17 protein-coding genes and 1 tRNA gene are annotated in these 20,116 nt (G+C 67.0%); 7 read left to right on the forward strand and 11 right to left on the reverse strand.

Annotation, left to right across the window (positions count from 1 at the left end; all coding sequences use genetic code 11):
* Positions 1–3 precede the first annotated feature (3 nt).
* Positions 4–1,284: an acyl-CoA dehydrogenase family protein gene (locus tag N4S67_RS18045; RefSeq protein ID WP_260994372.1), complete on the reverse strand. Its 1,281-nt coding sequence runs from the start codon at positions 1,282–1,284 to the stop codon at positions 4–6.
* Between the two features lie 238 nt (positions 1,285–1,522).
* Here N4S67_RS18045 and N4S67_RS18050 point away from each other — a divergent pair, with 238 nt between their 5' ends.
* The 3 genes from N4S67_RS18050 (at position 1,523) to N4S67_RS18060 (ending at position 4,435) form a co-directional block, all read left to right on the forward strand.
* Positions 1,523–2,437: a lytic transglycosylase domain-containing protein gene (locus tag N4S67_RS18050; RefSeq protein WP_260994717.1), complete on the forward strand. Its 915-nt coding sequence runs from the start codon at positions 1,523–1,525 to the stop codon at positions 2,435–2,437.
* A gap of 342 nt (positions 2,438–2,779) precedes the next feature.
* On the forward strand, positions 2,780–3,514 hold the full coding sequence (locus tag N4S67_RS18055) for a TetR/AcrR family transcriptional regulator (protein ID WP_260994718.1): 735 nt from the start codon (positions 2,780–2,782) through the stop codon (positions 3,512–3,514).
* A gap of 30 nt (positions 3,515–3,544) precedes the next feature.
* Positions 3,545–4,435: a hypothetical protein gene (locus N4S67_RS18060; protein WP_260994373.1), complete on the forward strand. Its 891-nt coding sequence runs from the start codon at positions 3,545–3,547 to the stop codon at positions 4,433–4,435.
* Positions 4,436–4,927: 492 nt separating this feature from the next.
* Here the strand turns inward: N4S67_RS18060 and N4S67_RS18065 are convergent.
* From N4S67_RS18065 to N4S67_RS18090, 6 genes are all read right to left on the reverse strand, one after another.
* Positions 4,928–5,001 (reverse strand) — tRNA-Ile (locus tag N4S67_RS18065).
* 79 nt (positions 5,002–5,080) lie between these two features.
* The gene (locus N4S67_RS18070) at positions 5,081–5,887 is read right to left on the reverse strand and encodes a carboxymuconolactone decarboxylase family protein (protein ID WP_390893447.1); all 807 of its coding nucleotides are present in this window, start codon (positions 5,885–5,887) and stop codon (positions 5,081–5,083) included.
* Between the two features lie 52 nt (positions 5,888–5,939).
* Positions 5,940–7,316 carry a metallopeptidase TldD-related protein gene (locus N4S67_RS18075; protein WP_260994375.1) on the reverse strand — a complete coding sequence of 459 codons (1,377 nt, stop codon included), beginning with the start codon at positions 7,314–7,316 and terminating at the stop codon, positions 5,940–5,942.
* A 3-nt stretch (positions 7,317–7,319) separates the two neighbouring features.
* Positions 7,320–8,837: a TldD/PmbA family protein gene (locus tag N4S67_RS18080; RefSeq protein ID WP_260994376.1), complete on the reverse strand. Its 1,518-nt coding sequence runs from the start codon at positions 8,835–8,837 to the stop codon at positions 7,320–7,322.
* A 10-nt stretch (positions 8,838–8,847) separates the two neighbouring features.
* Entirely contained in the window at positions 8,848–11,472 is a 2,625-nt protein-coding gene (locus N4S67_RS18085) for a helix-turn-helix transcriptional regulator (RefSeq protein WP_260994377.1), read from the reverse strand.
* Between the two features lie 49 nt (positions 11,473–11,521).
* Positions 11,522–12,379: a GNAT family N-acetyltransferase gene (locus tag N4S67_RS18090; protein WP_260994378.1), complete on the reverse strand. Its 858-nt coding sequence runs from the start codon at positions 12,377–12,379 to the stop codon at positions 11,522–11,524.
* Positions 12,380–12,540: 161 nt separating this feature from the next.
* Between N4S67_RS18090 and N4S67_RS18095 the strand changes: the two genes are divergently transcribed.
* Positions 12,541–12,759: a hypothetical protein gene (locus tag N4S67_RS18095; RefSeq protein ID WP_260994379.1), complete on the forward strand. Its 219-nt coding sequence runs from the start codon at positions 12,541–12,543 to the stop codon at positions 12,757–12,759.
* A 43-nt stretch (positions 12,760–12,802) separates the two neighbouring features.
* Entirely contained in the window at positions 12,803–13,561 is a 759-nt protein-coding gene (locus N4S67_RS18100; RefSeq protein WP_260994380.1) for a helix-turn-helix transcriptional regulator, read from the forward strand.
* On the opposite strand, the gene N4S67_RS18105 is transcribed toward N4S67_RS18100, so the two are convergent.
* Both N4S67_RS18105 and N4S67_RS18110 read right to left on the reverse strand, forming a co-directional pair.
* Entirely contained in the window at positions 13,551–14,417 is an 867-nt protein-coding gene (locus N4S67_RS18105; protein ID WP_260994381.1) for an energy-coupling factor transporter transmembrane component T family protein, read from the reverse strand. The genes N4S67_RS18100 and N4S67_RS18105 overlap by 11 nt on opposite strands.
* The gene (locus tag N4S67_RS18110; protein ID WP_260994382.1) at positions 14,414–16,456 is read right to left on the reverse strand and encodes an ABC transporter ATP-binding protein; all 2,043 of its coding nucleotides are present in this window, start codon (positions 16,454–16,456) and stop codon (positions 14,414–14,416) included. The genes N4S67_RS18105 and N4S67_RS18110 overlap by 4 nt, the downstream gene beginning before the upstream one ends.
* Before the next feature lie 109 nt (positions 16,457–16,565).
* Here N4S67_RS18110 and N4S67_RS18115 point away from each other — a divergent pair, with 109 nt between their 5' ends.
* The gene (locus N4S67_RS18115; protein WP_260994383.1) at positions 16,566–17,006 is read left to right on the forward strand and encodes a MarR family winged helix-turn-helix transcriptional regulator; all 441 of its coding nucleotides are present in this window, start codon (positions 16,566–16,568) and stop codon (positions 17,004–17,006) included.
* 23 nt (positions 17,007–17,029) lie between these two features.
* Positions 17,030–18,235, forward strand: coding sequence for an MFS transporter (locus N4S67_RS18120; RefSeq protein ID WP_260994384.1), 1,206 nt, complete (start codon positions 17,030–17,032; stop codon positions 18,233–18,235).
* Here the strand turns inward: N4S67_RS18120 and N4S67_RS18125 are convergent.
* Positions 18,232–19,311, reverse strand: coding sequence for an esterase-like activity of phytase family protein (locus N4S67_RS18125; RefSeq protein WP_260994385.1), 1,080 nt, complete (start codon positions 19,309–19,311; stop codon positions 18,232–18,234). The two genes, N4S67_RS18120 and N4S67_RS18125, sit on opposite strands and share 4 nt — an antisense overlap.
* A 4-nt stretch (positions 19,312–19,315) precedes the next feature.
* On the reverse strand, positions 19,316–20,050 hold the full coding sequence (locus N4S67_RS18130) for a VIT1/CCC1 transporter family protein (RefSeq protein ID WP_260994386.1): 735 nt from the start codon (positions 20,048–20,050) through the stop codon (positions 19,316–19,318).
* Positions 20,051–20,116 lie beyond the last annotated feature (66 nt).

The raw sequence follows: 20,116 nt of genomic DNA on the forward strand, positions 1-20,116 counted from the left end.
CGCTCAGCGCCTGCCTGCGAAGTACTTCTGATACGCCTCGGCTGCGGTGGCCAGTTCCGGTCTGGCGTCGAGCACCTGCTGCATCTTCTTCTTGGCTTCTTCGCGCTTGTACGGCACGAACTCGGTCGGGAAGTCGCCTTCGTGCGGGCGATAGCTCCGTAGCACGCGACGGGCCACCGTGGCCTTGTGCACCTCGTCCACGCCGTCGGCGATACCCATCGTCGGAGCGCCGGCGTACATCGCCTGAATCGGCGTGAGATCGGTGGTGCCGAGCGACCCGAGGATGTGCAGCGCGTTGAACGACACCTCGCGCAGCACCTTCGCCATCGTGAACTTGACCGCGGAAATCTCCGTGCGGGCTTCCTGCGTCGAGGTGTTGTCGATCTTCCACGCCGTTTCGAGAACGAACAGGCGCAGCATCCTGATCATCGCGTAGGACTCGGCGATCTTCTCCTGCACCATCTGATGCTCGGAGATGACCTTGCCGTGCGACTGGCGACTCAGCGCACGCTCACACATCATGTCGAAGGCCAGGTTGCACTGCGCGATCGTACGCATCGCATGGTGGATGCGCCCTCCGCCAAGTCGTCGCTGCGCCAACGTCTTTGCGCCGTCCTCAGGACCGAGCAGATGGTCCAGCGGGACGCGCACGTCGCGATAGACGATGTGGTTGTGGTTGCGGGGTTCCGGCATGATCTCCACACCGGGCGTTTTTCGCGGCACGACGAACATGCCGTTGGTGCACATCACGAACAGAATGTCGGCGACGCGGCCGGCAGAGGTGAACCACTTCTCGCCGTTGATCACCCACTCATCGCCATCGCGCACAGCATGAGTCTTGAACAGATTGGGGTCGCTGCCGCCCTGAGGTTCGGTCATCGAGTAGGCCGAGAACATGTCCTGGTTCAGCAGCGGCTCAAGCCATCGCTTCTTCTGTTCTTCGGTGCCGTAGGCGGCGAGCATTTCCATGTTGCCGGTGTCGGGAGCCGACGCACCGAACATGTGCGGGGCGCCCGCGTAGCGCCCGATGATCTCGTTGAGCAGGCCGAGCTTGAGCTGTCCGAAACCCGGGCCGCCGAGGTCCTTGTCGAGGAAGATCGCCCACAAACCTTGGTCTTTGACTTCCTGCTGCAGTTCGCGCACATAAGCCTTGACCGCCGGATCGGGTGAGCGCACCGCATGCGGGAAGACGTGGTCGAGCGGTTCTACCTTTTCCTCACAGAACTGCTTGACCCAGTCGAGCTTTTCCTGAAACTCCGGTTCGGTGCTGAAATCCCACGCCATGCTCGCAGTGTGTCATCTTGATCTCACACCGCGATGCAGGTCTGCGCATTGGGGCCGCAATCCACGGCGGCGGAGGCCGCAGCAGGTGCATGAGCCTTTTTGCTCGTGTTCGACGGCATTATGCTGGCTCCATTGCTACCAACCCCGGGACCGTCCATCAGGCGACGCTGCTCGTCGACCCGGAAGACTCGGCGCGGTGAGCGGACTCCGCGCGGCAGGGCGCCAACGCGCCTCATTGATGCTTCCCGCCGTCTTGTGCGCACTGCTCGGCTGCACGGACAGTGCCCCGCCCGCACCCCCATCCAGCGCGACGGTGACGGTCCCCGCGATTACCCGGGCGCCCGCGACGACCGCACCTCCCGCAGCGACGACCGCCGCGCGAGCGCAGCCCCAGATCTCGCCAGACCCAACGAGACTGGCCGACGACCTCGTCGCCGACGAGCGGACGCTGCGTGATCCGTCGGCGCCGGAGTCGGCGTTGGTCGCCGCCGCACGCCGCCAGCAAGCGGCGTACCGAGCCATCGGGCGCCACCCCGACTGGGACGCGATCACGCGGCCTCGAATACCGCCGGAACTTCTCAAGATCTACGACCTCAATGTCGACGCCCGACGGCAGCTGAACGTGTTGACGGAGGTCAAGGACACGCTGCCCGCGTGGCGGATCGTGGCGCCGGCCCCGGCCGATACGTTGTTGGCGCACTACCGCGAGGCGGAGGCGGCGTCCGGTGTCGGCTGGAATTATCTGGCCGCGATCAATCTGATCGAGAGCCGGTTCGGCAGCATCGAGGGCCTCAGCACGGCCGGTGCGCAAGGCCCCATGCAGTTCCTGCCGTCGACGTTCGAGGCCTACGGCAACGGAGGCGACATCCGCTCGCCCCGGGACAGCATCATGGCGGCGGGCCGCCACCTCGCCGCCAACGGCTTTGCCGAAGATCGCGATCAGGCCATCTTCCGGTACAACAACTCGGACCACTACGTACGCGCGGTCAACGACTATGCCGCCGTGTTGGCCGCCGACCCCGCCGCGTTCGTCGGTTACTACCGATGGGACGTCTACTACCGCACAGCCGCCGGTGACGTACTGCTGCCCATCGGCTACGAGTCCACGTCGCCGATCCTGGTCGAGGAATACCTGGCCGAGCACCCGCAGTAAGGGTTCACCGATGTCGCCCGGACGACGGGGAACCGCACCGCGGCGGTGGCCGCCGGTGACCAGGTTTTCCATAGGCCTGCCGCTCGTTGCATACAACTCGATAGCCGGCACTCGCGATTCCTCGCGCCGCGGCGTTGAGCTGGCGCCAGATGGTGTCGGGGTCACGTCGATGCCGACCCGATGCTGCTGGTGGGCCTCGGGGTGTCTGCGCTAGCTCACCTCAGACGCCAGCATGAACTCGACCCCCTGAGGGGAAGATGCCTGCTTGCTGCGGGGTAGGGCGCTTGCTCAGCGGGCGCCCAAGGCGCCCGTGCTGGGTGTCTTGACACCGCCGAATTGGCAGTGAACTATGAACATCGTTCACTGAACATGGTTCATCAAACTTTAGGGAATACGCGAGTGGTGCCGAGGGCCAGCGATAAGGAGTCGAGGCGGCGCGACATTTTGCGCGCTGGGCGGTCGCTGTTGCGTGAGCAGGGGCTCGCGGCGCTTCAGATGCGTGAGGTGGCGCGTGGCGCGGGTGTGGCGCTGGGCACCGTCTACATCTATTTCCCAACCAAGGAGTCGCTATTCGTCGCGTTGTTTGCTGAGCGGCTAGAGCAGATGTCTGCCGAACTCGCTCCGACGCTGGCAGCAGTGACCGACCTCGAAGAGTTGTTCGTCGCAGTCGCGACGAGCTACCGCGACGTCTACGTTGATTCTGGCGGGAACCTTGACATTCTGGCCGCGATCAATGACGGATCGCGGCTCAAGCCGGAAATCCGCGACCGCCTCGTCGAAGCCACCGGCCGTGTGCTCGATGCGGTCCGTGTGATCGTCGAACGCGCACTCGCGCAGTTCGAACCTGCTGACGCGCCGGACCCTGACCTGGTCCTGTCGCTTTTGTGGTCGACGGTCAGCGGCCTGGCCGATCACTTCACCAGCGTCCGTCATCTCATGCATCGCTACACGTGGGACGACACGGTGCGATTTACCGCCCGGACAGTGATTCGCGGGCTGCTCTCCGACGGCGTCGCCTCAACCGCCAATCGATATCCGGATGAAACCACATCAACTCCCCGCTTCGGCCACTCATGACCGCTGAGCACCATCTCGAAGGTAGGCAACATGGTTCAAGTCGACGTCTTCTGGTCCTACGCCATCGGCGCCGGTTTCGCCGTCGCGGCCACACGTCAAATCGCTCGTGCCGGCCGCAACAATTCCGCGTCCAGCCCGGCGCCGAACCGCTGGGTGCGGTTCAGCTCCCCGCATCGAGCCGTCACACTGCTGTACTGCGCGGTGCTGTTCGCCGCGAGCGGGATATACCTCTTGTGGGCGTTCCCGGATTGGGAAACCATGCAGGTCGCCACCGATCACGAATCGATACCTGCCTGGTTGGTGACGCTGTTCGCCATCACGAACGTCACGCAGGGGCTGCTCGGGTACTGGGTCGCCGAGCGGCTGATCCTCGCCGGGCACCGCTACGCAGCGCTCCTGCAAGCCGGCCTCGGATACTTCGCCATGTTCTTCGTTCTGGTCCACGGCTGGGACGGACGGGGCTACCAGCGGTTCTTCTCTGCGGACCAAGAAACATTCAAGACATGGCCCGCCGATCCGTCCTTCGGCGAAGCACTCGACAGAATAGGCCGCTGGCTCACCTCACCGGTCGCCTTCACCTTGGCCGCCATGAGCGTCATCGTCATCGTGCTGCTATGGGTGATGCTCGATTCGCTGCGGGAGGGGTACCGCGACGCCGGCATTCACCGTGAACCCAGCACCGCACTACTGCTTGTCACTCTGCTGGGCATGGTGTTCGGGGTGTGCGTGCTGTCGGCGATCGTGGCCAGTGTGCTTGTCCACCTGCTGGGTTGGTTCATGGGCGTTCTCGTCGCTGCGGCAGCAATCTGGGTGGCCGTGGTGTGGCCACGAACCGGTGTCGCCTACCGACTGTTTCGGCTTCTGCGCCTCGACGACACCCCGGCCGACGAGCCGTCACGGCCAGTTGCGGCGAGGGCCTGACCGCCAGATCCGACACGCTCCGGTTCTCGGCGGCGGACTCAGCCGGTGGAGGGGAAGAACTCAGTCAGGTGATCGGGCTCTGCGCTGTCGCAGGGGAAGATCCGCGATAGCTCAGTGAGCTCCACCTCGACCGTGAACGTAGCCGCGCCAGCCTCACAAACACCACTGCGGAATCGGGGTTGACGCCGCAGTTTTCGCGACGCACTGGACCTAGTCGAAGATCCACAGGCTGTACCGCGATGGTTCGAAATTAGTCCGCCGCCATCTCAACCAGACGTTCTACAAGCGGTTTCTACATCGATGACCTCAAGGTCGCCAACACACGAGAAGACACTGCTGTTCGCTGAGATTTGCGCCGCGGCGGACTCGGCCAGCCGGTCCGACATCAGGCAACAAGAAAGCCCCCGCGCCGTGCGAAGGCTTTCTCTCATTCCTCGACAGACCCACTCACCTTGTCGGACCTTTCCGGTCAAGGGTTCGAGGCCTGTGAAGTGGGGCGGGCGGGGCTCGAACCCGCGACCAATGGATTATGAGTCCACGGCTCTAACCGACTGAGCTACCGCCCCCAGCGCGATATGCGGCCACTATGGTCGCACATCGGCAATCGCCTATCCGGGCGCTCACCTGCCAGCCCCGCCGGCGCCCTCACGCGATGTCGGCGTACACCGTCTGCCCATCCGCATCGACCTCGTATCGCTCCGTGCCGTCGGCAACCCGCGGCGCGTCGGCACCCAGCGACACCGCGATCTTGTTGCACGCGTTACGCATCACATCCAGCGTCAACTCGAACGCCTGTTCCTCGGAGAAGTGCTTGCGCATGCCTGCCGCGACTTCGGCCGAGATCTGCGACGGCGTCCAGATCAACGCGTCCACGTAGCGCAGCGCCGCCTTGTGCGCCTCGCTCAGATCGGCCGCCGACTCGTAGGCCTCGATCTGCTCGTACATGTCCTCCGACCCGCCCGCGTCCAGCGCATGGCCCTCCCGCAACGACCTACACAGCCGGCAGTTGTGTTGCGCCGCCCCGCGCAACCGCACGACTTCGGTCGTCACCGGGTCCAACGTGCGCAGCCGCGCGACCGCCGGGACGAACCCGTTCAGCAGCGCGTCGATCGGATCGCCCGCATGGTCCCAGGACACCGCCGACCCGTTGCCCGGTCTCCCCAGCCCGAGCGCCTCGCAGCCGGCCCACACCCGGGGCACGAAGTCGGCGATGAAGATCGCCACTACCGTGCGAAATGCGTTGTCGCCCAACGCCGACATCAGACACGCCCGTTGATTGTCGCCGATCCGCGACACATCTACGGCGAACTGCTCAGCGAACGCCGCCACCACCGCGTCGGTGTCCGAGGCCCCGTCGGAGACGTCTTCCTCCGGCGGCAGCGGCGGCAGGCACAGCGCCCTGCCACACGTCAACCGGATCACCGTGTCGAGCCGCCCATTGCCCGAGGACATCGCGACCAGCCCGGCCAGCCGCTCGGCCAGTGTTTCTTGCCCCACGCAAGGATTATTGCGCCTGGCTGACCGAAGACATGTGAAAGTCAGGTATTCGCAGCGTCGGCATCGCCGCCCTGGTCGCCCAGTCGCCCCATTCGCGCGGCAGCGTGGTCGTGCTCTGGCCGGCCTCGGTCGCGCGACGCAACAGATCCAGCGGGCTCTCGTTGAACCGGAAGTTGTTGACCGCCGCCGTCACCTCACCGTCCTCGACGAGGTACACGCCGTCGCGCGTCAGCCCGGTCAACAGCAGCACCGTCGGATCGACCGTCCGGATGTACCACAGCGTCGTCAGCAGCAGACCGCGCTCAGTGCGAGCGATCATGTCGGCGATGTCGGCCGACCCGCCCGTCATCAGCAGGTTGTCGGCGGCCGCCGCAACCGGCGCGCCGAACTCCGCCGCCGCGGCGCGCGGATACGCCAGCGCGTTGATCACCCCGTCCCGGATCCAGTCGACCCGACCGATGTCCATCCCGTTGTCGAACACCGACGCGCGATCCGACGAGCTGGCCGTCACCACGAACGGCGTGCAGGCCAACGCCTGGGCAAGCGGATCGGAATACAGCGTCAAGGGCAGATCGGTGAGCTTCTCCCCCACGCGCGTCCCGCCGCCGGGCGCCGAAAGCGCAGTACGTCCCTGCTGGGCGCCCCGGCCGTCCATCGACCACGTCAGGTAGATCATCAGGTCGGCCACGGTCGACGGCGGCAGAATGGTCTCATACCTTCCGGCAGGCAACTCGACGCTGCGCTGCGCCCAGCCCAGCTGTGTCGACAGTTGCTCGAGCATCGAATCCGTTGACACGTCCGCGAAGTCAGGCGTGCTGATCCCCGCCCACGCGCTGGCTCGGTCGCGTTTGGCGTTGATCTCCACCGAGCCCGTCGGTTGCGTGTAGCGGCGCCGCAGTCCATCCGACGTGGCCACGAACGTCGTCTCCAGAATGTGGCGGGCGTAGCCGTACAACTGATCAGCGCCACGGAACCCGTGTTCGGCGAGACTACTGGCCACCGGCAGGAACACCTGCGCTCCGGTGGTGGGCACCGGCGTATCCCAGTCCCCAGGCGGATCGCCGCCCGGCAGTGGTGGCGCGCTGTCCGTGGCGTCAGGTGCCGACACCGCTGCGTCCTGCGACGCGGCCACGAGCCCGCCGAGCGTCGACGGATCCACATCGCTGGACCGCACAGATCCTACGCGCGCGTTGTTACCTTGCCGCACAACCGATATCACCGTCGTGTGCCGACTCACCGATTCGCCGTTGGTGGTCATCGAGTTGCCGGCCCACCGCAGCGAGGCATCCGACCGGTCGGTGACCAAGACGATCGTCTCGTCGACCTTGCCCAGCCGACCGGCTTCGGCCAGCGCGATATCGACGACTTGCTGTGCCCCGATCACTGCCTACCGCCCCGCCTCTGCCTGCGTGTTGAGCACGTTCACTGCGCGGAACAACGCCGACGGGCACCCGTGGCTGACCGGGGCGACCTGCCCCGGTTGCGCCTTACCGCAGTTGAATGCACCACCGAGACGCCACGTCGACGGTCCCCCAAGCGCTTCCAGCGAACCCCAGAAGTCTGTCGTGGTCGCCTGGTAGGCGACGTCGCGCAGCTGTCCGTCCAACCGGCCGTCACGGATGCGGAAGAACCGCTGACCGGTGAATTGGAAGTTGTAGCGCTGCATATCGATTGACCACGACTTGTCGCCGACGATGTAGATCCCGTCCTCGACGCGGGCGATGAGGTCGTCGGTACTCAAGCCGTCGGAGCCCGGCTGCAGCGACACGTTGGCCATCCGCTGAATCGGCACGTGGTGCGGCGAGTCGGCATACGAGCAGCCGTTGGACCGCGCGATGCCCAACCTCGGCGCGAACACCCGGTCCAACTGATAGCCGACGAAGACACCGTCGCGCACCAGATCCCAACTCTGCGTGCGCACGCCTTCGTCGTCGAAACCCACAGTGGCCAGACCGTAGTCGACAGTGCGGTCGGCGGTCACGTTCATGACCGGCGAGCCGTATCGCATCGATCCCAGCTTGTCGGGAGTTGCGAACGAAGTCCCGGCATACGCCGCCTCATACCCGATGGCGCGGTCGTATTCGGTGGCGTGGCCGATGGATTCGTGGATCGTCAGCCAGAGGTTCGACGGGTCGATCACCAGGTCGGTCGGTCCCGCGATGACGCTGGGCGCCTTCGCCTTCTCCGCCAGCAGTGCCGGAAGCTGCGCCAGTTCCGCCGACCAGTCCCACACTTCGTCGCCGGCGACGTATTCCCAGCCGCGAGCGGTCGGCGGCGCCAGCGTGCGCATCGTCTCGAACGTTCCGGCGGCGGCGTCCACGGCCACCGCATCCAGCGACGGCTGCACCCGCACCCGCTGCTGGGTGATCGACGAACCGAACGTGTCGGCGTAGAAGGTTTGTTCCTTGACCGCGTGCAGGCCCGCCGACACGTGGTCGACGCCGTCGGCGGCCAGTAGGCGCTCGGAGTAGTCGCCGAGCACAGCGACCTTTTCGGTCGACGCGACGCTGAACGGGTCGACGCCGTAGTCGGACACCCAGCTCACGTCGGAATACACCGGTTCGGGTGCCAGTTCGATCCGCTCGGCGTTCAGCGGCGCCAGCGTCGTCGCGACCCGCACGGCCCGCCTCGCGGTCTCGGCCGCGACGTCGGCGGTCAATTCGGCGTGGGAGGCGAAACCCCACGTGCCGTCGACGATGACGCGCACCGCCAGGCCGATCTCCCGGTTGACGACCGCCGTCTCCAGATCGCCGTCGCGCAACTGCACGAGTTCCTCGGTGATCGCGTGGATACGCAGGTCGGCATGACTCGCACCGGAGGCCACCGCGGCCGACAACGCGGCATCGGCGAGGTGGTGTCGCGGCAGTGCGAGGAAGTCGGCGTCGACGCGTCGGCTTGCTGTCACGTCCACCAACTTAGTGCTGGCCCCTCGACAAGAGCGCAGCCAGATCCTCGCGCGTGGTGGTACCGGTCTTGGCCATCGCACGGTAAACGTGGCTTTCGACGGTACGAATGGACAGCGTCAGGCGCGCCGCGATGTCGCGATTGGACGCTCCGCTGCCCAGCAGCATCACGATCTCGCGTTCCCGATCGGTCAGCGGCAGAGGCGCGACGACCTGCCGCAGTGCAGGGGTATTCGCGGCGCAACATTCGGCGAGGAACTGCGCTCTGGTAGCGCTTTTCAGCGCCGAACCACGTAGGTTCGCGCGCCGATAGGCCAGCGAGGCATGCGCGCTGCAGTCGAGCGCCGCGACGACGTCGCCCATCGATTCGAGGTCGACCGAGACCGCGTGCAAGCCGTCCCCGTCGCCGGCGTGCAGCGCTTCGGCGAACCGGGCGACAAGACCGACGCGTGGCCCCTCAACCACATCCGCGAGTTCGCGTAACCGGCTCGCGCAACGCCCGTCGCCGAACTGCACAGCGGCCTGCAAGCACATGACCTCTACGGCGAATCGGCCTCGTGCCCGCGCAGTTTCGGCGGCGCTCAACACCGTGTCGACGGCTTCAGACACGACTCCCTGGAGAGAAGCCACCCAGGCTCGGGCGATGGCTAACTCGTAGTCGATGAAGCCCCAGCCCGGATGGCGGTTCTGGTCGAGCCGTCTGAACTCGGCCGCCGCGGCGTGCGCCTCTCCGCGTTGAGCGGTGGCCAGGGTGAGCGTCAGCTGGTATCGGTACAGGAAACCGTTGGTGTCGCCGGCCGAGATCGTGCGGTCTATGGCAGGTTTCAACAGCACCTGCGCCTCTTCGAGACGACCTGCGGCCAGTGCCACCCGGGCTGAGACGGCCGCGGCCATGGCCTGCGCACCGCCGGGCAAGTCGGCCGCATCGCGTTGGAGTTCTGCTGCGACTGACCTCGCGTTGTCGAGGAGTCCCGCCTGCAGCAGGACACCAACATGCCTGTCTGCAATGGCGAACCGAACCTGCGGAGCGGCGAGGTCGCGGCGGACGATTGCATATCCGGTACCGGCGGCCCCGAGCGCTTCGGTTGTCCGTCCGCGATCCCCGGCCGCGACGGCGAGTGCCCATGCTGTCAGGCCGCCGATGTCGCTGGGTATTTCGGACAGATCGAGTCGGGCGGCGGTGTCTTCCACCTCGTCGGGCCTGCCGATGGTCGCCCAGTACATGGCCCGCAGCGCGTCAACCCAGACGCTGCCGCCCGGCCCGGTTGCGCTGGCCGCCTCGTCGAGGAGTCGCTTGGCTCGTTGTGGGTCTCGTAGCCCCCACAGGATGTTGACCACGCGGTGAGCCAGGAGCATCGGTTGGACCTCGGCGCCAAGCGCATTCGCCGGCATGCTCGCCACGACTTCTTCCGCTTGCTGAGGCCGGCTCATCCAGCTCAATGCGAAGGACCGCAACAAGTGTGCCTCACCCGTGGCTCCGGCCTGGACCGCCGCCGCGGCAAGTTGATCCGCCAACGGCATGTCGGCCATCGACAAGGCACCCCTGGCGGCGCGCACGAGTAGGCCTGCGTCGGGTGGAAGGTCGGAGTCGATCCACAGCGTCGCCCGCCGCACCACGGCACGCAGATCGTCGGCATCGGGCGCGTTCGCGAGCTGCTCGACCACCAGTCCGCGTAGCCGCCGCAACCGGATCGGCGACGCCCGACGTCGTCTGACTTCCCCGTAGAGCGGATGAGACAGCCGGACGGACATGTCGGTGTCGGTGCGATGCGCGGTAATCAGTCCCCGGTCGTCGGCCTCCTCGACGGCTCTGGATTCGGCGATGCGGATCAGCATCTCGAGCGGTAGGGGTTCGGCGACCGCGAGGAGATCGACGACCTCGCTCACGGCCGGGCCAAGGGCTCCCATCCGTGATTCGATCAGGTCGGCCAGATCCGCTGGCACAACGGGTTCGTCGAGCCATCGCCACCGACCGGTACGGAGCGCCAGTCGGCCTGCCGCCAACTCCTGTTCGACGAAGGTCCGCACGTACAAGGCGTTGCCGCGGGTCAGTCTCCACAGCCGCGCTACATCTTCGGCATCCACCAGGCCGCCGAGGGCGGACTCCATCAGCTCGGCAACCTCCTGGCGGGCCAGCGGCTGCAGCACAAGCCGCTCGAACCTGTTCTCCTTCCATAGATCTCGCGCAGCCTCAGGGACCGGATCGCCGTCCCTGATGACGAGCACCACCTTCGCGGCGCGCCGCGCGATGAGCTGCTGCACGACGAAGATCGACATATCGTCGAGCAGATGCGCATCGTCGACTGCGACGATCAGCGACGTGTCGGGCGCGCCGGACGTGAGACTGTCGATCAAGCCGCGGACAAGCTGGACCAGTGGCACCGACTCGTCGAATAATTCGGTGGCCCAGTCGCTCAACGCTCCGAAAGGAATTGAGCGCGCGGCGGTCGACCCGGTGATCCATTGCGTGACGAACCCGTGCACCGCCGCGGCTTTTGTTGCCTCCTTGACCAACCGGCTCTTACCGACGCCTGCGCCCCCGCCGACGACGACGCCCGACGTGCCGGGATCGCAGAGTGCGGCCTCGATGAGACGCATCTCCTGTTCCCTGCCGGTCAGCGCCCAGTTGCATGGCACCCGTACAGCGTAATCAAGCACGTGTTCGCGCTACGAGCATTGGACATGCTCAGTAGGTGACCGACGGCAGATAGGCGCCCTCCGGTTCGCGGTACCATCCGATGCTCATCAGGTTCATCATCTGCACAACGCGCAGACCGTGATCCAGACACCAGTGCAGCAGATCCGCGTTGCGCAACGGCAGCAGGAAGCCTGGACCGCCGAAGCCCGGGGCCGCTCCGATGAGCGCCTGCATGTCCGTGTTGGTCTCGGCAACCGAGTGCCCGAAGAATGCGATTCCCGTGCTGTAACCGGTGATACGACCGTCACGTTCGACGACCGTCGCAGTCCCCCGGTCGAGCGCATCGCCGAGTTCACCGGATCGTTCGTGCCCATGCACCCGTACGCACAGTCGACTGGCGTCCTCGAGGTCGTTCCGGTGCGCCGCCCGGACGTCTGGTCCGCCGGGCAGACCCCCGAGAGGTGGGCCCTGCAGGACGGCGACGGGTTCGCGCACGGCGAAGCCCAGCTTGGCGTACAGGCTCAGCGACCGGTTGTGGTAGGCGGCCTGCAGCAGTCGCACCCCTTGGGCCCCCTGATCGTCGCTGTAGTCGAGTGCCGCGGCCATCAACGCGCGGCCGACGCCTCCGTCTTGGATGCCGGGGTCGACGGTGATCGGCCCGAGCCCGTGAATCGGTGACCGCACGTCGAGGAAGTTGCTGCCGACGATCCTGCCGTCCAGTTCGGCGACGAAGCCGACGAAACCGGCACTGTTCGTCAACTCCCCGATCACCCCGATGGCGGCCTCGACCGCCGGGAACTCGCGCGGGAAGCGATGAGCATCGGCGATGGCACCGAACGCGTCGTAGCAGATCCGCCCGCAGTGCTCGACGTCGGCCGACGTCGCCCGACGAAGCTGGACACCCATGTAGCACCCCTTCCGATTCAGTAGAGCCTCAAGGATTTCATGCGCGGGCCCCGTATTGCAGTAGTGCACCACTGAGACGGCCGGCGGAACAGAGCATGACGATGAGGTGCCGACCGACGTTTCCACACGGTCAGCCACCCGACGTTCCGAGCGGAGGTCTCATGGTCGACAAGTCGTGGTCGGACGAATCGACGCTGCGCCGGTTGCCGCTGCCGTACTCGCTGGCGCTGCGACTGCGGGCCTCCGGGGCCGCCCCTGAGGTCGTCAGTGAGTACCTCGACCTCGATCTCGATCACCTCGACGGGTTGTACCGCATGGCCGAAGCGAAGTTCGAGTCCGTCCAGACGGCTACCGCACGTGAAGGGCGACAGCCCGAGTGAGCCGGTCAGGAAGCGGACCGACACGCCGAACGAGGAGAATCTGATGCCCGCCCCCGTGATGTCCGACCCGCCTATGGATCGCGCAAGCGCCGTGGACACGCAGGGAACCGCCCTCGTGCGGGCAATTCTTGTGGCGACGGCAGCCGGGGACGACGACGTGACGCACACCGTTGTCGCATGTCTGATCGTCGATGCCGTCGACGCGCTGATCGCTTTGGGACGCACCACGGACGCGCACCGGCTCGTGGAACTCTTGGAGGGAGACGAAACACAGCCGGCGTGGACGGCGGCGATCTGCGCGCGGTGCCGGGCGACCATACTGGCGCATCAGGGACGCCTCGACGCCGCGCTGGCCGCGGCACAGCATTCGGTGGCCATGCACCGGACCATCGTGATGCCCTTCGAGCGGGGCCGCGCGCAGCTACTGCTCGGGCAGCTGCTGCGGCGTCGCCGCCGAAACACCGCCGCGGCGGCGGTATTGGCCGACGCGGTTGCCTCCTTCGAGGAGGTCGACGTGCAGCCGTGGGCCGAACGCGCCCGAGCGGAGCTGAACCGGGCCGATGTGGTTCGCAATCCCGACGGGATCACGCCGACAGAGCAACTGGTTGCCGAACTGACCTCCTCCGGCATGACAAATCGCGAGATCGCCGCGCAACTGTTCGTCAGCACCAAGACCGTCGAGGTGAACCTCACCCGCATCTACCGCAAACTCGGAGTTCGTTCCCGCGCGCAACTCATCGGCTACATGAGCCGCAACGACATCAGCGAAGTCCGCGCCTCTCAGCGCAAGCTCAGCGCGTGACGGCGCTGGTGCCCAACACCGTCAGCTCCAACGCGAGGGCGACACCACACACCACGAGCACGAGCAGAAACGCCCACCCGTCAATGGCTTTGGGCCGCGACGGCGCCGCTGAGATCTGACCCGCACCACCACGTGCGGTGATCGCGTCGCCCATCTCGTCGGCGCGTCGCAGCGCCACCGTGATGGCGGCCGCCAGCAGGTCGATCACTTCGATCAACCACCGTCGCCGCCGTGCGCGCCGCGACGTCAGCACCTCTTTGGGGCGCAGCCTGCGCGCGGCGTAGAGAACCCGGAACTCGTCGATCAGCATTGGGAACGCCCGCAGCGCCAGCGCCAGCGACACCGCCCACTCGTCGACCGGGATGCGCAAGGGCCGCAGCGGCCTGCCCAAAGTCGCGACGGCCGGGGCGATTTCGGCGACATTCGTCGTCCACGACACCATCGCGCCGAGCCCGAGCAACACGATCGACAACGTCGTGATTCGCAGGAAGTTCAACAATCCCCCGAGACCGACCTCGACAGACCCCAGGTCGATGACGGGACTACCGCCGGCGAACGTCGCGGTCAGGCCGCCGAGAAAGACGAGGAAGATCAACCAACCCGGAACGGACGGCAACGCACCACGCGGCACGCGGGCCAATCTGGCGGCCACCAGCACCAGCACGCCGACCGCGCCGATGGGAACCCACCCCGGGTAGAAGGTCAGCAGCACGCCGATGGCCGCCACCACAAGCAGTTTGGTGCCCGCCCACAGTCGGTGCACGACGCTGTCGCCGGGCACGGGCCGCAGCAGCACCACGGGCCTGCGCTGCTGTCGGGTCCCGCGCGCGCGCTGAGCACCGGCTTGTGAGCTCATGCCATGCCTCCCGCCGCCGTCGACGCCGGCATCAACACGCCGTTCTCCAGATGCAGTGTGCGCGGACACAGATCGTCGAGGCCCGAGAAGTCGTGGGAGATGACGACGACGGTCAGGCCGGCGTCGCGTCGCAGTTCCTCCAACAGCCGCAGCAGCCCACGCTGACTGGCCGCATCGAGACCGGCCAACGGCTCGTCGAGGATGATCGCGCGCGGCGCGCGTGCCAGCAGACCGGCGAGCACAACGCGCCGCATCTGCCCTCCGCTGAGCTGGTCGATGCGCCGCTTGGCCAGCCCCCCATCCAGGCCGACCATGGCCAGCGCGTCGACCACCCGGTCGCGGTCGCGGTACGAAAAGCCCGCCGCTGAGGCGATTTCCAGATCGACGCGGCTGCGCATCAACTGCAGACGCGCCGCCTGGAACGACAGGGCGACCGCCCCCACCTGATCGGAAACCGGCGCCCCGTCGAGCAGGCAGGTGCCCGACGTCGGCTCGGCCAGGCCGGCCATGATCCAGGCCAGCGTCGACTTGCCCGAACCGTTCAGGCCGTGGATCAGCAGCCCGTCGCCCTCGTTCACCGTGAACGTGATATCACGCAGTGCCGTTGTGGCCCAGGGTGTTCCGCTGCCGTACTCGTGGCTGACATCGGTCAGCTCGAGTACCGGCGCGTGGCCGCGGTGACTGGAGTTGACCGTCGCCTTCGGCGCCGCCGCCGTCTCCACCATCTCCGTGTTGTCGGCGGCACCGCCGTTCCCGCTGAGATTGACGGTGCGGTCGGCGCTGTCCGCTTCGTCGTTGTAGTGGGTGATGTGCACGAGCGACATCTGATGGTGCTCGGTCAACCCGGACAGCACCGCCATCAGGCCGTCGCGGCCATCCTGGTCGACCATGCTTGTCACCTCGTCGGCGATCAGCAGCGACGGTTCGCGCGACAGCGCGGCGGCCACGGCAAGGCGCTGCAATTCGCCGCCGGACAGGCCGCCGGTGTCGCGTTCGGCCATCCCGTCGAGGCCGACCTCCGCGAGCAGTCGGTGCACGTCGGTGCTCATGCCCGGCGGTAGTCCCCAGACCACGTCGTCGGCGACGCGGGTGCCGAGGACCTGACTCTCCGGATGCTGCATGATCACCGCCGTGCCGCCCGGCTTGCCCAATCCGACGGCACCGGGCCGCTGGACCGAGCCCGCGGTCGGCTCACGCCCGGCCAACACCAGCATCAGCGTCGTCTTCCCGGATCCGTTGGCGCCGGTGACGGCCAGGTGCTCGCCGGGTTCGACGGTCATGGACACCGGGCCGAGCGCGTCGTGGTCGGCGGTGGGATAGCGGAACCGGACGTCGTGCAACGTTGTCGGAACGGGAGCGACCGGCGCAGAGTCGGCCGAGGACTCAAGCTTGTGCACGTCGGGCACGCCGAGCAGCCTGCCCAGCACACGCGACAGCGCCCACCAGCCGACCAGGCTGACGAAGGCAATGGACAATATCGAGGACCCGAAGAACACGTACGGCCAGTACTCCAGCGCGGTGGCAAAATCGCTCTTGAGCCGGTCGGCGGCGCCTTGCATGTCGGGGAAGCGGGCGAGTACGGCGGCGACACCGTCGATGTTGGCGGTCACCGACTCGAAGATCAGATGGCGCAACCGGGCCAGGACGGTCAGCGCCGCCACGACGGCCACCCCGAACAGCGCGCCCGCCACCAGCGACGCCAGGATCACCGTCGGGGTGCCCCGGCCGCGGCGCTTGACGATGCCGGTCAGACCGCCGATGTAAGCGCAGTTGATGACGGTCATGAACCCACCCATGCCGGCGATCAGGAACGCGATGATCCCGCCCGCCACGGTCGCGGTGATCAGCACCCGCAGCCGGTAGCGGTATGCCAGCAGGCCCATCGGGACGGTGCCCAGCAGCGACAGCGCCGCAGCGAACGGAACGACGACGGCAATGATCGCGGTGGCCGCACACAGCGCCGCCATCACCGAGGCCTGCGCGAGTTCTCCGGGACGCAGACGACCGGATCGTCGAGTCTGGCCCCCGGTCGCGGTCATTGCACGATTCTGCCAGTCGCGGGATAAGCGCCTGCACGGCGACGCCGTGACCGGCGACTGCGCCCGGCCCCAGTTGATCTACATAGTGAACCTATGTAACCATGGGCGCATGTCTCAGACGCTCGGCGCCGACCTACTGTCCGTCGTCGCCCGGATCAATCGACTGGCCACCCAGCGGGCGCGGATGCCGCTCGGCTTCGCTCAGGCTCGGCTGCTGTCGACCATCGAGGACGAGGGCGCGACGCGCATCTCCGACCTGGCCGCGCTCGACCACTGCTCGCAGCCGACCATGACCACCCAGGTCCGTCGGCTCGAGGACGCGGGCCTCGTATCGCGCACCACCGATCCCGGCGATGCACGCGCGGTGTTGATCCGCATCACTTCGAAGGGCGTCGAGACACTGCGGCAAGTCCGATTGGACCGCGGTGCGGCCATCGACCCGTATCTGGAGCGGCTGGATGCCGCCGACCGCGAGACGCTCGGTGAGGCGGTCCTGGTACTGCGCCGACTGCTCGCCGATGCCGCCGTCCCCAAATCCACCAGCAAATAACGACGTAAGGAGTCATCGCCCTTATGTGGCGTCAACCCAAAGCCGTTTGGGCCGTTGCTTTCGCGTGTGTTGTGGCGTTCATGGGCATCGGCCTGGTCGATCCGATCCTCAAGCCCATCGCCGAGAACCTCGACGCGTCTGCGTCGCAGGTGTCGCTGCTGTTCACCAGTTACATGGCGGTGATGGGTGTGGCCATGCTGATCACCGGCGTCGTCGCGAGCCGCATCGGGCCCAAGCGGACCCTGTTACTGGGCCTGGCGGTGATCATCGCCGGCGCGGGGCTGGCCGGAATGTCCGACACCATCTCCGAAATCGTTGGTTGGCGGGCACTCTGGGGCCTGGGCAACGCGTTGTTCATTGCGACCGCGCTGGCGACCATCGTCAACAGCGCGCGCGGCTCGGTCGCACAGGCGATCATCCTCTACGAGGCCGCACTGGGGTTGGGCATCGCCGTCGGCCCCCTCGTCGGCGGACTCCTCGGTGAGATCTCCTGGCGCGGGCCGTTCTTCGGCGTCTCGGCACTCATGGCCCTCGCACTCGTCGTCACGGTGTTCCTGCTCCCATCCACTCCGCGCGCCGCGCGCGCAACCACATTGGCCGACCCGTTCCGCGCACTGCGCCACCGCGGCCTGCTCGGTGTCGCGGTCACCGCGCTGCTGTACAACTTCGGCTTCTTCACCTTGCTGGCGTTCACCCCCTTCCCACTCGACATGGGCGCCCGCGAGATCGGACTCATCTTTTTCGGCTGGAGCGTCGCGCTGGCCTTCACGTCGGTCGTCGTCGCACCGCGATTACAGCTCCGCTTCGGGACCGTCCCAACGCTGCTGGTCAACCTGCTGGCGATGACCGCGACGCTGGCGGTGATGGCCGTCGAGACGCAGAACAAGGGCGTGCTGGCGACGTGCATCGTCGTCGCGGGTCTGTTCATCGGTATCAACAACACGCTGATCACCGAGACCGTGATGAAGGCGGCGCCGGTCGAACGCGGGGTCGCCTCCGCGGCGTACAGCTTCGTGCGCTTTTCCGGGGCTGCCCTAGCGCCGTGGCTGGCCGGCGTGCTCGGAGAGCAGGTCAACATGCACATGCCGTACTGGGTCGGGGCAACGGCCGTGCTGCTCGGCGCCGGTGTACTGGCGCTGACGTGGCCGCACCTGCGCGGCATCGACGCCGACGAGGAGCTCGACGAGATCGCCGAGGCCGAGGCAATCACCGTCGGCAGCGACAGCTAGAGCGCGAACGCCACGAACTGGGTGACCTGCTGCGGCGAGAAGTTGTCGTCGCTGACCAACAGCAGCGACTGACGCCCGTCGGGCAACTGCGGTCCCAGGGTGATGCCCTCGATGTTGTCCAACTTCTCGACAGTCGCCGTCAGATCGGCGAGCAAGGTCTTGGTCATGGGCCTCGCCCCGGCCAGCGACGGCCGCGCCAGCACGTCCTCGGCATCGCCGACGCTCACCCGGTAGAGGCGCGCCGCGACGTGCGTGCCGTAGCCGCGTTCGACGGTCAGGAACGTCTGGTCGTCAAGTGCCACCAAATCCGTCAGGCCGTTGTCGCCGTCGGGTCCGGCGCTCACGCGGTCGACTGGGTAGGCGTATTGCGCTGTTGCCGAACGAGTTTCGACGTCGAGCTGGGTGACGCGGGTGAGGGCGCCGTCCGCTTCGGTTGGCAGCGGTCCGTCGGGCGAGCCGGGGCCTTCCATCGCCACCCACAGGTACCGCCCGCTGGGCGTCAACGCGAGTCCCTCCAGTGCGCGGTTCTGCCGGGGGCCCGCCTGACCTGCCGACACGTGCAGCGACGGCGGCAATGCGAATTCTCCGACGTATGCACCGTCGAGCGTGGCGATGCGCACCCACGGATCGAGCAACGCCTCACCCTCCCGCTCGCCCTCACTGGACCAGTACAGGCGCTGCCGCCCGCCGTCGAACGCGATGCCCTCGGGGTCAGGCGGCACCACCGGCGGCCGCGTCGCGGTGTCGAGCGGCGCAAACGGTCTGCCGTCCACGTTGCGCCACGGGTGCGTCGAGACGAACTCAACGCCGTCGATGCCGTTGTCCGACAGCGTGATGCGCGCCGTGTAGAACCTGGCGGGATTCTTGGCGGAACGGTCGTCGCTGACGATGTAGTACAGCCTGCTACCCGGGTCGTAGCTGATGCCCGACAGGCCGCCGACCGCCGTCCCATCGAACGTCTCCCCGGGCGTCAGACGCTGCTGGCCCAGATACGTCGGCCCGTCGGGCGGGGGCGTCTCGGCCGTGGCACAGGCGCCGAGCACCAGACAGCACGCCAGAACGGCGCCGCGCAGCATGGCCCTAGGTTGTCACAGTGCCGACGAGCATGCCGACCACGTAGGTGGCGGCGACGGCCACCGCTCCGAGCGTCAGCTGCCGCATCGACGCGAACCACAGCGGTTTCCTGGTGAAACGTGCCGCCAGCGCCCCTGCCACCACAAGGCCCAGCGCGCCGAACAGCAGGCCCAGCCACAGACTCTCGAGACCGATCAGATAGGGGATCAGCGGGGTGACCGCGCCGAGAGCGAATGTGACGAACGATGAGATCGCCGCCACATAGGGCGACGGCTTCTCGCGCGGGTCGACGCCGATCTCCTGGACGAGGTGGAAGTTGATCGCCCGGTTCTCGTCACGATGGATCTCGTCGGTGGCCCGCGCCGCCGTCTCCTGCGTCATGCCCATGTCGGTGAGCATGTCGGTGAGCTCAGCGCGTTCGGCCTGCGGATGCCTCCGGAACGCTCGCCGCTCGACGCCCACCTCGGATTCGATCTGCTCGTTGGCGGTCCGCACCGACGTGAACTCGCCGAGCGCCATCGAGAAGGCTCCGGCCACCAGGCCTGCGAAACCGCTGAGAATCACGGTGTGCGCGTTGGCGACCGCGCCCACCCCGGCGATCAGCGCGGTGTTTGACACCAAACCGTCCATGGCGCCGAACGTCGCCGCCCGCAACCAGCCCCCGCTCACGTCACCGTGCCGGTGGTCGAACTCATGCGGTCGCCACGTTCGGAGTTCCCTGGGGCGATCACCCTGCGTCATGGCTCGATTGAACGCCTACCAGTTGTGACGGATCTACTCAGGATCACCTGGGTTTGCGACATCACA

The sequence above is a fragment of the Mycobacterium deserti genome, assembly GCF_025345615.1.
GTDB classification, from domain to species: domain Bacteria; phylum Actinomycetota; class Actinomycetes; order Mycobacteriales; family Mycobacteriaceae; genus Mycobacterium; species Mycobacterium deserti.

Bases quoted from the DNA above. Each gene is read 5' to 3' on its own strand.
- N4S67_RS18045 (WP_260994372.1), bottom strand. From the start codon at position 1,284: ATGGCGTGGGATTTCAGCACCGAACCGGAGTTTCAGGAAAAGCTCGAC.
- N4S67_RS18050 (WP_260994717.1), top strand. From the start codon at position 1,523: ATGCTTCCCGCCGTCTTGTGCGCACTGCTCGGCTGCACGGACAGTGCC.
- N4S67_RS18060 (WP_260994373.1), top strand. From the start codon at position 3,545: ATGGTTCAAGTCGACGTCTTCTGGTCCTACGCCATCGGCGCCGGTTTC.
- N4S67_RS18070 (WP_390893447.1), bottom strand. From the start codon at position 5,887: ATGTCCTCGGGCAATGGGCGGCTCGACACGGTGATCCGGTTGACGTGT.
- N4S67_RS18090 (WP_260994378.1), bottom strand. From the start codon at position 12,379: ATGGGTGTCCAGCTTCGTCGGGCGACGTCGGCCGACGTCGAGCACTGC.
- N4S67_RS18095 (WP_260994379.1), top strand. From the start codon at position 12,541: ATGGTCGACAAGTCGTGGTCGGACGAATCGACGCTGCGCCGGTTGCCG.
- N4S67_RS18100 (WP_260994380.1), top strand. From the start codon at position 12,803: ATGCCCGCCCCCGTGATGTCCGACCCGCCTATGGATCGCGCAAGCGCC.
- N4S67_RS18105 (WP_260994381.1), bottom strand. From the start codon at position 14,417: ATGAGCTCACAAGCCGGTGCTCAGCGCGCGCGCGGGACCCGACAGCAG.
- N4S67_RS18110 (WP_260994382.1), bottom strand. From the start codon at position 16,456: ATGACCGCGACCGGGGGCCAGACTCGACGATCCGGTCGTCTGCGTCCC.
- N4S67_RS18115 (WP_260994383.1), top strand. From the start codon at position 16,566: ATGTCTCAGACGCTCGGCGCCGACCTACTGTCCGTCGTCGCCCGGATC.
- N4S67_RS18120 (WP_260994384.1), top strand. From the start codon at position 17,030: ATGTGGCGTCAACCCAAAGCCGTTTGGGCCGTTGCTTTCGCGTGTGTT.
- N4S67_RS18125 (WP_260994385.1), bottom strand. From the start codon at position 19,311: ATGCTGCGCGGCGCCGTTCTGGCGTGCTGTCTGGTGCTCGGCGCCTGT.
- N4S67_RS18130 (WP_260994386.1), bottom strand. From the start codon at position 20,050: ATGACGCAGGGTGATCGCCCCAGGGAACTCCGAACGTGGCGACCGCAT.